We start from the raw sequence: 12,153 nt of genomic DNA, 5'->3' as shown, positions 1-12,153 counted from the left end.
CTGTCATCCGCAGGCTCAAGCGCCGGTGGCCGGTGCTCTGCACGGGCTGCAGCCGGGTGGCATTGCCGGTTAAGCTTCGCGCCATGCCGCGCCAGTCAAAGCCAGCCGCCAGCGCAGCCGCAAACACCGCCCCGGTGCGTATCCGCCGCCTCGGCGAGTATCCGACGGCCCCCGCCAACCTCACGGCGCTGCTCACCCGGCTCTACGCCCACCGCGGCGATACGGCGCCAGCGGTGAGCCTGAACGAGCTGCTGCCCGCTGCGGGGCTGCACGGCATCGAGGCCGCAGCCGGGCTCCTCGCCGATCAGATTCAGCGCGGGGGGCGTATCCTTATCGTCGGCGACTATGATGCCGACGGCGCCACCGGCAGTGCCGTGGCCCTGCTCGGGCTTCGCGCCCTCGGCGCCTGCGCGGTGGAGCATCTCACGCCGAGCCGCTTCCGCCACGGCTACGGCCTGAGCCCGGCCGTGGTGGACGCCGCCGTTGAGCACCGCCCGGATCTGATCGTCACCGTGGACAACGGCATTGCGAGCCACGCCGGCGTCGCCCGGGCCGCCGAGCACGGCATCCCGGTGCTCATCACCGACCACCACTTGCCGGGCGCTGAGCTGCCTGATGCAGCGGCGGTGGTGAACCCGAATCAGCCGGGCTGCCGCTTTGCGAGCAAGCACATCGCCGGCTGTGGGGTGATGTTCTATCTGCTGGCGGCCACCCGTGCAGAGCTCGCCCGCCGGGGCTGGTTCACCAGTGCCGGTGCACCTGCGGTGCGGGAGGCACCGAATTTGGCGAGCCTGCTGGACCTCGTGGCCCTCGGTACCGTCGCGGACGTGGTGCAGTTGGACCGCAACAACCGCATCCTGGTGGAGCAGGGACTGCGGCGTATGCGCGCGGGGGCCTGCCGGCCCGGTCTGAGGGCCTTGCTGGAGGTGGCCGGCTGCCGCTTGCCGGAGGTGACGGCGCGGGACCTCGGCTTCGCTGCGGGCCCAAGGCTCAACGCCGCAGGCCGACTGGACGACATGAGCATCGGCGTGGAGTGCCTGACCACAGAGGATCCTGTGCGTGCCATGCGCCTCGCCCAACAATTGCACGCGCTGAACGGCGAGCGCCGGGAGCTGGAGCACGGCATTCTGGACGAGGCGACTGCGCTGGTGGAGCGTCTCGCCGCTGACCATGGCGCAGCACCGCCCGCGCTCTGCGTGCACGGCGCCCAGTGGCACGAAGGCGTGATCGGTATCGTCGCCGCGCGCCTGCGCGAGCGCTGGCACCGTCCCACCATCGTCTTTGCGAACGCTGGCGGCGGGGAGCTCAGGGGCTCCGCACGCTCCATCGAGGGGCTGCATATCCGCGACGTGCTGGACGCCGTGGACAAGCGCCACCCCGGCCTCATCGAGCGCTTCGGCGGCCATGCGATGGCCGCCGGCCTGAGCCTGGCGCCGGACGCGCTGGACGCCTTCCGGGCCGCCTTCACAGCGGAGGTTGAGCGCCAGCTCGGCGGCGCGCCGGCGGTGCGGGAGATCCTTTCCGACGGCGAGCTGCCGCCGCCGCTGCTCACCTTACACACAGCCGATGCGCTGCGCCGCGCCGGCCCTTGGGGCAAAGGCTTCTCCGAGCCCGTGTTCGACGGTGTGTTTGAGGTCAGCCACAGGACCGTTGCCGCAGACCGCCACCTGAAGCTGCGGGTGCGCGTGGAGGGCGCGCCGCCGCTGTCGGCTATCGGCTTCCACCTCGCCGAGCACCGGGACGCGGCGGACGGGCGCGTAAGGCTCGCCTATCGGCTGGACATCAACGACTACCGCGGGCTGCGCGCGCCGCAGCTGGTATTCGAGCACCTGGAGCCGCAGGCGGATTGAGGCATGCGCCGCGGCGCAACGCCCGCCGGAAAGAGTCTGCTGCCAAATCTTCGGCGTGCACTCGGCGCAGGCCGCTCGAATCCGTCGGCCCAGGCTCAGGGACCCGTGGCGATACGCTCCAGGGCCCAGTCCAGCACACGCCGTAGGCGTTCGTTCAGAAGCGATCGAGCCGCCTCGGCGGTCACCCAGCGGAACTCATGATGCTCCGGGCGGCCCAGCTCCGGGCTCACGGGCAGCTCCACATCGCCACTCGGCGCCTCGGCGAGGTAGTAGCGGGCGATCTTGCCGCGGCCGTAGCGCTCTGTCTCGATGTGGTCCTCGCCCCATCGGAGCCGAAAATCACCCAGCCCCGTCTCTTCGGCGGCCTCGCGCATGGCCGCATCCAGGAGCGCCTCGCCCGGCGCAAGCTCACCCTTGGGGAAATCCCAGTAGTTGTACGCGCGCAGCAGCAGGAAGCGCGGCTCCGCCTGCTCGGGGTCAGCAGAGTCGAAGCGCACGGGTACGATGCCGGCGGCACGGGTGACAGGCCTGTCGCTGCTGCGCTGGGCGGGCATCGGGGTGCGCCGTGACGGAGATTGGCGTCAAGGCTGCCGGATGCGTGCTACGAGCCTCGCGCCCAGCTTCTCGGCCCGGCGGCGAGCGCCGCCGCTTAGGCTCTGCTCAGGCTTCTGCGCCGCGAGCCCATGCCAAAGCGTGCCCACCGGCTCGCAACCCAGCACTTCGGCGGTCTGTTTCAGCTGCCGGATCGGGCTCTCCATGAGCCGGCCCATGAGTGAGGGTGCGGCACTCGATGTGAGCAGCACCGCCGGGCGGCGTCGGCGGTCCTTGCCCTCGGCCAAGTCGCGGCGCAGCTTCGGTGCCGGCTGCCCCCAGGGCCAGTAGCTGTAGCAGATGAGCCGCTCCATGAAGCGTTTGGTAACGGCCGTCACGCCGCCGAAGTTCACTGGCGCCGCCAGTACCAGCGCATCGGCGGCGTCGAGACGCGTCAGCAGCGATGCCATGCCGTCCTCGAGCAGGCACGTGCCGCGCACCGGTGCGGATTCGACGGACTCCGCCGCACAGGCCCGGCAGTTCATGCAGAAGGCGATGGGCTGGTCGATGAGATGCACCCGCTCGGTGCGCGCGCCGGCGGACGCCGCGGCACCGAGCACCACGTCCACCAGTTGGTCCGTGATACCGCCGCGCCGATAGCTGCCGTCAAGGGCCAGGATGCGGGCCGCCTCCGTGTTGGCGCGTGGGCCGAGCTGTTCGTGGCCGGTCGGACGCATGCTTGCTCGCGAAGTTCAGGAGTGCAAGGGGCTCGTCATTGACGCAGGCCTCGATCCTACGCCGCCCTATCGAACCTTGCACTGTCTGCACTCGCGATTGATCACCACCCGCGATACCGGGGTCCACCAGCACCTCGACCCCCGCCGCGTCCGCCCTTGATGCATGGGCGTCCGGCCATCCGCTGGCTGCGGAACTGCATCATCTCCGACTCGGTCAAGCGCCCGTCGCCGTTGGCATCCAGGTCTTCGAATGACGGCGCCTGAGCGGCGTTGCGCAGCGGCCTGCCCTCCTGGCTCCTGGCGGAGATCCGCTCGGCACGGAAGGCGGCGTGCTCGGCTGCGGTCACGCTGCCATCAGCGTCGCTGTCCATGGCCGAGAACGGGACGGGGCCACGCCCGCCACCACCGTATTGTCCGTCACCCCAGCCGGGCTGGGCACCAGCGCCCGTGGCGGTGAACAATGTGAGTCCGCAGGCCAGCAGCGAGACCATCATGGGCTTGCGATGGAAAAGGCTGTACTTCTGTGACATCTGACGCCTCCGATGTCGTGGGTTTGGGTTGATACCGGCATCAGCTGGGTCATCCGCCTGGCAGCGGCTCGCACCTTTGTGCAGACCGCGTGCGGCGACGCCCCTATGTTGCCGATAGCCTGGACGGCGCAGATTGCCCCGCCCGCCTTCGGACGCGCCGACCTGTCGTCTGCGCTCCGTTCGATTCTCAGATTAATGCGCAACCGCGCAGCGTCCGCACAAGCAGTGTGGAAACATGGTGCACTTCTGACCTTCAGCTGGATTCTGCTGCGGCGCCGCGGTCTCCGGCGCGCAGAGACGGTGCAGTTACCTGGCGGGCGGTATGGTCGTTTGCGCGCAAGCGGTGCAGCCAGCCGACGATGCTGATGCAAGGCAACCCGCAGGTAGACACCGCTTGGCTGCGACTCCCAATGGCGTTCCAATACCCCACAATTTCGCTAGCGTGAAACCGCAGGCGTATTTGGTGCAACCGATCTGGGAGTCCGCGATCATGACCGAGCCGACAAAGTGGGTATTTGCATTCGAGGAAGGTGACGGCAAGAACAAGAAGCTGCTGGGGGGCAAGGGGGCCAACCTCTGCGAGATGACCCAGATCGGCCTCAACGTGCCGCCGGGGTTCGTCATCACCACCGAGGCCTGCCTTGCCTACCTGGACATGCCGGACCGCACCCTGCCGCCGGGCGTCATGGACCAAGTGCGGGACCAGATGGCGGCGCTGGAGCGCAAGACCGGCAAGGGCTTCGGCGACCCGGATAAGCCGCTGTTGGTGTCCGTGCGCTCGGGCTCGGCCATGTCCATGCCAGGCATGATGGACACCATCCTGAACCTGGGCCTCAACGCCGACACCCTCCAGGGCGAGATCAAGGCCACCGGCGATCCGCGCTTCGGCTACGACTCCTACCGCCGCTTCATCCAGCTTTTCGGCAAGGTCGCGCTCGGCGTACCGGACGAGCTGTTCGACCGCGAGTTCGAAGAGGTCAAGGAGCACGCCCACGCCAAGCAGGACGTGGACCTGTCCGCCAACGACCTGAAAGAAATCTCCGAGCGCTTCCTGAAGGTGGTCGAGGAGCACACCGGCAAGCCGTTCCCGTCCGACCCGATGCAGCAGCTGGAGATCGCCGTCAAGGCCGTCTTCAACTCCTGGATGGGCAAGCGCGCGGTGGACTACCGCAACCAGTTCCACATTACGCCGGAGATGGCCAACGGCACCGCCGTTAACGTCTGCACCATGGTGTTCGGCAACCGCGGCGACGACTCCGCCACGGGCGTCGGCTTCACCCGCAACCCGGGCACCGGCGAGAACGAGCTCTACGGCGAGTACCTGATCAACGCCCAGGGCGAGGACGTGGTGGCCGGCATCCGCACGCCGAAGCCGCTCGCGCGCCTGACGGTGGAAATGCCGGAGATGGCCCGTCAGCTCGCCGAGCTGCGCGAGAAGCTGGAGACCCACTACCACGAGGTCCAGGACTTCGAGTTCACCATCGAGCGGGGCGTGCTCTACTGCCTGCAGACCCGCAACGGCAAGATGAACGCTGCGGCCATGGTCCGCACCTCCGTCGAGATGGTCAATGAGGGCCTCATCAGCAAGGAGCAGGCGCTGCAGCGCGTGGACCCCATCAGCCTGGAGCAGATGCTCTTCCCGAGGCTCGACCCGAGCGCCAAGAGCGAGCCCGTCGCCGAGGGCCTGCCGGCCTCGCCCGGCGCCGCGGCGGGCATCGCCGTGTTCGACGCCGACCGCGCCGAGCAGCTCGGAAAGGACCTGGGTCAGGACGTGATCCTGGTGCGTGAGGAGACCAAGCCCGAGGACATCCACGGCTTCTTCGCCGCCAAGGGCATCCTCACCTCCCGCGGCGGCAAGACCTCCCACGCGGCGGTGGTCGCCCGCGGCATGGGCAAGCCCTGCGTGGCCGGTGCCGAGGGCATCAGCGTTGACGTGACCCGCCGCGAGGCCATGGTCGGCGGCACCAGCTTCAAGGAAGGCGACCTCATCACCCTCGACGGCTCCAACGGCTATGTCTACATCGGCGCCATCCCGACGATGGACCCGGAGTTCACTGCGGAGCTGTCCACGCTGCTGGAGTGGGCGGACGAGGCCGCGCGGCTCGAGGTCCTGGCGAACGCGGACACCCCGGACGACGCCCGCCTTGCACGCAAGTACGGCGCCACCGGCATCGGCCTGGCCCGCACCGAGCGCATGTTCAACGCCGTCGAGCGCCTGCCCATCGTCATCGAGATGATCGTCGCCGAGACCCCGGAGCAGCGCCAGGCGGCCCTCGACGAGCTGCTGCCGCTGCAGCGCAAGGACTTCCGCGAGCTGTTCGAGGTCATGGCTCCGCACCCGGTCACCATCCGGCTCTTGGACCCGCCCATCCACGAGTTCCTGCCCGACGAACACCAGCTCGAGCGCGACCTCGCCGATCTGAAGGTACTGGCCCAGAGTACCCGCGGTATGACGGCCCTGGCCGGCACCATGGGCCTGCTGCACACGCCGGAGAACGAGCGCATCGCCTTCGACGACCTGCGCCACGTCATGGATCCGATGATGGTGGAAGAGGCCATCGCCAAGAAGGAGACCATGCTGCGCAAGGTCCGTGCCCTGCACGAGACCAACCCCATGCTCGGCCATCGCGGCGTGCGGCTTGGGATCTCTTTCCCTGAGATCTACAAGATGCAGATCCGCGCCATCCTGGAGGCCGGCGCCGAGTGCGTCGCCGCCGGCATGGACGTGCATCCGCAGATCAAGGTGCCGCAGGTCTGCACCAAGCAAGAGCTGCTGCGGGTCAAGTCCTATGTCGACGAGATCCACGCCGAGGTGGAGGCCGCCACCGGCCGCAAGGTGCCGTTCAAGTTCGGCACCATGATCGAGGTGGTGCGCGCCTGCATGCGCGCCGAGTCGCTGGCAGAAGAAGCGGAGTTCTTCTCATTCGGCACCAATGACTTGACGCAGGCCGTGTTCTCCTTCTCCCGCGAGGACGCCGAGAACAAGTTCCTGCCGCTCTACAACCGCAGCCACATCCTGCAGGACAACCCCTTCGAGGTCCTGGACGTGAAGGGTGCGGGCAAGCTCATGAAGCTGGCCGTCGAGTGGGGGCGCAGCACCCGCCCGGATATCCACGTGGGTATCTGCGGCGAGCACGGCGGCCACCCCGCCTCCATCAGCTTCTGCGACGAGGCCGGGCTCGACTACGTCAGCTGCTCGGGTCCCCGGGTGCCGGTGGCGCGGCTCGCTGCGGCGCATGCGGCGCTGGCGCACAAAGCGGTGTAGGCCCTGCCGGATCGGCGCCGGCAGCCTGCCGGCGCCGAAAACGATTCGCCCATCGGGCGGTGGTCGACCGTGACCACCGCCCGTTCTTTTTGCGAGGAATGCTCACCCAAAGCGCCCAGCCCACCAGCACGCGTCGGGATCGAACCCCCTGCCAAACTTGGCCGCGTGCGATACACGTGAGCCGCAGCCCATCGCCAACAGAATCGAGAACCTGACCCTGGAGCACCTCAAGAACGGGGGATACCGAGCCTCGCCGTGATTCGCGAGTATCCAGCAAGCGAATGCCACACTATCTCGTGGAGATTTTCTGGGGCGATGAGCGACACCGCGCGGCAATCGAGCCGCTTGAATGAACCGCTTTGCTGGAGTGCATGTCGGCTTCAGCCTCGCTTGAAGGCGTGCATCGTCAAGCCGCCTATTTGGCCCAGCGGAACACGCGCATGGGCGGGAAGTTGAGCAATTCCGTTGAGACTTCCGGCGGACCGAGCAACGGCTTGCCGAGCGCTGCGACACGGGGGTTGAACTGGTAGGCCACGAAGCAGCCCGCATCGGCAAGTGCGCTCGCCACCTCCGCGAGGATCTGCGAGCCTAGCGTCTCGCTCATGGTGGAAAAGGGAATGCCCGAGACGATGGCGTCAGGCAGAGCCAGGCCATAGGAGGCCGCGATGGCGCGGATGTCGGCCGCGCTGCCAAGGTGAGCGATCAGGCGGTCGTCCCGGATTTTGCTGACCTGCTCATGGAAGACGGGGTTGATTTCGATACTCAGCAGTCGCGCATGCTCGGGCAGTGCCTGCAACATCGCCTGCGTCATGCCGCCCGTGCCTGGGCCGAGCTCGACGACCACGTTGGCCGTACTGAGAGCCGCCGCAGCGATCACGCGGCGCTCGAGAAAACTGGAGCTCGGGATGATCGAGCCGATCTGCCGCGGGTGTTTGAAGAACTGCCGCGCGAAAATCAGGTGGCCGTTGGCGCGCCGGCGCGGTGGTCTGGTCGGTGACATATGAATGCTTTGGGTCGCTGACACTGGTCGCCACGCGCTGCGGCCGCGTGGCATGAGATTCATGGTATTTGCGGACGCAGGGAGCAGCAGGTCGGTCTATCTCTCCCAGGTTCCGCTGCCCGATTATATTTCCCCGTCCGAACGAGCGTATCCGGTAAACCGCCCTCCTTCGCTCCAAACGGCACACAGCCCGCCGCTCGCTGCCGCGGCCTGCATGCGGCCCATCGGCCGGACCTCCACCCGAGCGTATCGCCGCGCGGGCTCCCATTGCCTGCGCGGACGCATTCTCATCAGAGCAGTACCGGGCTTGAAGGTGTCAACACAATGATGTAACCCGATCCATCGCGCGGTCTTGCATCCCAGACTCCCCCGCGGGCATCTCGCTGGCTACGTTAGAATTGCCGCAACGCAGCAACGCCAGAGCCTTCTATGTCAGCCCCCGCACAGCGACGCACCGACGCGGCCGACCCCACAAACACCCTGCGAGAACCCGGCCTCGAGCCGCCCTCCGCCGCCGACGACACCGACGCAGCCAGCCCCATCCCGACGCATCGCCTGCGCGAGATCCCCTACAACTACACCTCCTTCTCCGACCGGGAAATCGTCATCCGCTTCCTGGGAGAGGCCAACTGGCGGCTCATTGAAGAGCTGCGCGGCAGCCGCCGTACCGGCCGCTCGGCACGCATGCTGTTCGAGGTGCTGGGCGACATGTGGGTGGTGACCCGCAACCCCTACCTTCAGGACGATCTGCTGGAAGACCCGAAGCGCCGCGCCATGCTGGTGGAGGCGTTGGAGCATCGTCTGGACCAGTTCGAGCAGCGCCTCAACGACAACCAGAAGGCAGCCGACCTGCTGGCGGCGGCGCGGGCGTCGGTGAAACGCTTCGCCGCCCACTTCGAGGCCGACAAGGCGCTGCGCAGGCGCATCACCAAGCGCCTCGCCGGCATCACCCGCAAGGACAACATCAACTTCGGCGGGCTCGCCAGAGTCTCTCACGCCACGGACGCCACAGACTGGCGCGTGGAGATGCCCTTCGTTGTCATCACCCCGGACACCGAAGAAGAAGTCGCCCCCATCGTCGCCGCCTGCATCGACTGCGGGCTGCCCATTATCCCCCGCGGCGGCGGCACCGGCTACACCGGCTCCGCGGTGCCGCTGGACGCCCGCAGCGCCGTCATCAACACCGAGAAGCTCGAATCCTTATCCGGCGTCGAGCGCATGGACCTGCCCGCGAGCGACGGCCGGGCAAACCCCGAGAACGTGCCCACGGTGCGCGCCGGCGCCGGCGTGGTCACCAAGCGCGTCTCGGAGCTGGCGGACGCGAACGGCCTGGCCTTCGCGGTGGACCCCACCTCCCAGGACGCCTCCTGCATCGGCGGCAATGTCGCCATGAACGCCGGCGGCAAAAAGGCCGTGCTCTGGGGCACGGCGCTGGACAATCTGGTGTCCTGGCGCATGGTCACGCCGGACGCCGACTGGCTCACGGTGGAGCGCCTGGACCACAACCTCGGCAAGATCCACGACGCCGAGACCGTGCGCTTTCGGATCACACGCCTGGCAGCTGACGGCAAGACACCCAAGGGCAGGCCGGAAGTCCTGGAAATGCCGGGCCAGGCGTTCCGCAAGCTCGGTCTCGGCAAAGACGTGACGGACAAGTTCCTGTCGGGCCTGCCCGGGGTGCAGAAGGAGGGCTGCGACGGGCTCATCACCTCCGCCCGCTTCGTGCTGCACCGGATGCCGAGCCAGGTGCGCACGGTGTGCCTGGAGTTCTTCGGCACCGACCTGGACCGGGCCGTGCCCGCCATCGTCGAGGTGAAGGACTTCGTCGATGATCACCCCGAGGTGCAGATCGCGGGCCTGGAGCACCTGGACGAGCGCTACGTGCGCGCGGTGAATTACTCCACCAAGGCCAACCGCCGCGAGCTGCCGAAGATGGTGCTGATCGCGGACCTGGTGGCCGATGACGAGGAGGCCGTCGCCCATGTCGCCGACGAAGTCGTCCGTCTCGCCAATGCCCGCGACGGCGAGGGCTTCATCGCCATCAGCCCCGAGGCCCGCAAGCGCTTCTGGCTGGACCGCGCCCGCACGGCGGCCATCAGCCGGCACACCAACGCCTTCAAGATCAACGAAGACGTCGTCATTCCGCTCGACAAGCTCGCCGCCTACAGCCGCGGCATCGAGCGCATCAACATCGAGCAATCCATCAAGAACAAGGACGCCATCATGGCCGCGGTGCTGGACTACCTGGCAGGCCCCCTGGAGGAGGCCCGCCCTGCCGGCACCTACGCGTCCGAGTCTTCCGACGAGGCGCGCAAGATCCTGAACGCCAAGCGCGAGGCGGCCATCGAAGTGGTCGAGCAGGCCCGCAACCGCTGGCACTCTATCCTCGAGCTGCTGGACGAGCCCGCCATCGAGCATATGGACCTGCTGCGGGAGCCCGAGCGGCAGCTCGTGCATGCCAAAGACACCCTGCTGGACCTGATGCTGCGCCGCGACCTGCGCCAGACCTACCGTAAGGAGGTCGCCAAGCGCCTGGACGAGATCTTCGCCGGCCAAGACCTGGCCCCGGTCCGCGCCAAGCTCGCCGAGATCCACCGCCAGGTCCGCGACGCCCGCCTCTTCGTCGCGCTGCACATGCACGCCGGCGACGGCAATGTGCACACCAACATCCCGGTGCACTCGGACAACTACGCGATGCTGAAGGAGGCCGACCGCATCGTCGACCAGGTGATGGCGCTGGCCACAGCGCTCGGCGGCGTCATCTCCGGCGAGCACGGCATTGGGCTGACCAAGATCGGCTACCTGGAGCCCGAGAAGCTCGACGCCTTCGCGCGCTACAAACAGCAGATCGACCCGAACAACCGCTTCAACCCCGGCAAGCTTGCCAAGGACTCGGGGCTCGACGGCGCCTACACCCCGTCACTGCGCCTGGTGCAGCAGGAGGCCATCCTGCTGGAGGAGACCGAGCTCGGTGCGCTCAATGATGATGTGAAGAACTGCCTGCGCTGCGGCAAGTGCAAGCCCAAGTGCATGACCCATGTGCCCCGGGCCAACCTGGACTACTCCCCGCGCAACAAGATCCTCGGCACCGGGCTCATCATCGAGGCCTTCCTGTACGAGGAGCAGACCCGCCGCGGGCTCTCCGAGCGCCACTTCGAAGAGATGAACGACGTGGCGGACCACTGCACCATCTGCCACAAGTGCCTCAACCCCTGCCCGGTGGACATCGACTACGGCGATGTCACCATGCGCATGCGCCGCATCCTGGTGGACCGGGGCAAGAAGCGCACCAGCCCCGGGGCCGCTGCGGCCATGGCGTTTCTCAATACCCAGAATCCCCAGGCCATCAACCTCATGCGCAAGGGGCTCGCCGAGTGGGGCTTCCAGGGGCTCAACCTCGCCAACAGCCTCGCCAAGGGCCTCAAGCTCACCAGCCCCGCCAACGACAAGCCCGGCACCACCACCGGCAGCCCGAGCCCGGTGGGCCAGGCAGTGAACCTGGTGAGCCGCTCCATCCGTGTGGAAGTCCCCAAGCGCACCTTCCGCCACGAGCTGGGGCTGGAGGACCGCTCCCGCGTGCCCATCCTGCGCGACCCCCAAGTGGCCGAGGACGCCGAGGCGGTCTTCTACTTCCCGGGCTGCGGCTCCGAGCGGCTGTTCTCCGACATCGGCCTGGCCACGCTCGCGATGCTGTTCGACGAGGGCGTGCAGACCGTGCTGCCCCCAGGCTACCTCTGCTGCGGCTACCCCCAGCGCGCGGCCGGCCTGGAAGACAGCGGCAAGCAGATCACCATGGAGAACCGGGTGCTCTTCCACCGGGTGGCCAACACGCTCAATTACTTGGACATCCGCACCGTCATCGTCTCCTGCGGCACCTGCATGGATCAGCTGCTCAAGTACGAGTTCGAGCGCATCTTCCCCGGCTGTCGGCTGCTCGCCATCCATGAGTATCTGATGGAGAAAGGCGTCAGCCTGCAGGGCGTCAGCGGCCAGCAGTACCTCTACCACGACCCCTGCCACACGCCCATGAAGACCTATCAGCCAACGTCGGTCGCAGAGACGCTGATGGGGCAGCCAGTGCCCTTGTCAGACCGCTGCTGCGGCGAGGCCGGCACGCTGGGCCCCAGCCGCCCGGATATCGCCAATCAGGTCCGATTCCGCAAGCACGAGGAGCTGACCAAGGGCATCCAAGCACCCACCGGCCAAGACAGCGTCGAGCACGGGGGGGGCAAACGGCCCC

The 12,153-nt window shown here is 67.7% G+C and carries 7 protein-coding genes; 3 read left to right on the top strand and 4 right to left on the bottom strand.

Going from position 1 to position 12,153, the window contains the following annotated elements:
• Positions 1-83 precede the first annotated feature (83 nt).
• Complete coding sequence (recJ, locus tag I6U14_RS03500) at positions 84-1,850, top strand: single-stranded-DNA-specific exonuclease RecJ (protein ID WP_296896919.1); 1,767 nt, start codon at positions 84-86, stop codon at positions 1,848-1,850.
• Between the two features lie 95 nt (positions 1,851-1,945).
• Here recJ and I6U14_RS03495 read toward each other — a convergent pair whose 3' ends face one another.
• The 3 genes from I6U14_RS03495 to I6U14_RS03485 form a co-directional block, all read right to left on the bottom strand.
• Entirely contained in the window at positions 1,946-2,404 is a 459-nt protein-coding gene (locus tag I6U14_RS03495) for an NUDIX domain-containing protein (protein WP_296896917.1), read from the bottom strand.
• A gap of 27 nt (positions 2,405-2,431) precedes the next feature.
• Positions 2,432-3,118: a flavodoxin family protein gene (locus I6U14_RS03490; protein WP_296896915.1), complete on the bottom strand. Its 687-nt coding sequence runs from the start codon at positions 3,116-3,118 to the stop codon at positions 2,432-2,434.
• A 101-nt stretch (positions 3,119-3,219) separates the two neighbouring features.
• Entirely contained in the window at positions 3,220-3,648 is a 429-nt protein-coding gene (locus I6U14_RS03485) for an EF-hand domain-containing protein (RefSeq protein ID WP_296896913.1), read from the bottom strand.
• Between the two features lie 490 nt (positions 3,649-4,138).
• Here I6U14_RS03485 and ppdK point away from each other — a divergent pair, with 490 nt between their 5' ends.
• Positions 4,139-6,913, top strand: a complete 2,775-nt coding sequence (gene ppdK, locus I6U14_RS03480) for a pyruvate, phosphate dikinase (protein WP_296896911.1) — start codon at positions 4,139-4,141, stop codon at positions 6,911-6,913.
• A 415-nt stretch (positions 6,914-7,328) separates the two neighbouring features.
• Here the strand turns inward: ppdK and I6U14_RS03475 are convergent, their stop codons facing one another.
• Positions 7,329-7,913: a methyltransferase type 12 gene (locus I6U14_RS03475; protein WP_296896910.1), complete on the bottom strand. Its 585-nt coding sequence runs from the start codon at positions 7,911-7,913 to the stop codon at positions 7,329-7,331.
• Positions 7,914-8,342: 429 nt separating this feature from the next.
• Here I6U14_RS03475 and I6U14_RS03470 point away from each other — a divergent pair.
• On the top strand, positions 8,343-12,153 hold a 3,811-nt coding region (locus I6U14_RS03470; RefSeq protein ID WP_367115623.1), incomplete at its 3' end, for a DUF3683 domain-containing protein.

Origin of the sequence: Thiohalocapsa sp. (genome assembly GCF_019695415.1) — a bacterium.
GTDB lineage: Bacteria > Pseudomonadota > Gammaproteobacteria > Chromatiales > Chromatiaceae > Thiohalocapsa.
Note: the sequence above shows the minus strand (reverse complement) of the source record. Positions and strands in the feature narration are given on the sequence as shown.

Coding starts and splice junctions, on each gene's coding strand:
- recJ (WP_296896919.1), top strand. CDS start 84: ATGCCGCGCCAGTCAAAGCCAGCCGCCAGCGCAGCCGCAAACACCGCC.
- I6U14_RS03495 (WP_296896917.1), bottom strand. CDS start 2,404: ATGCCCGCCCAGCGCAGCAGCGACAGGCCTGTCACCCGTGCCGCCGGC.
- I6U14_RS03490 (WP_296896915.1), bottom strand. CDS start 3,118: ATGCGTCCGACCGGCCACGAACAGCTCGGCCCACGCGCCAACACGGAG.
- I6U14_RS03485 (WP_296896913.1), bottom strand. CDS start 3,648: ATGTCACAGAAGTACAGCCTTTTCCATCGCAAGCCCATGATGGTCTCG.
- ppdK (WP_296896911.1), top strand. CDS start 4,139: ATGACCGAGCCGACAAAGTGGGTATTTGCATTCGAGGAAGGTGACGGC.
- I6U14_RS03475 (WP_296896910.1), bottom strand. CDS start 7,913: ATGTCACCGACCAGACCACCGCGCCGGCGCGCCAACGGCCACCTGATT.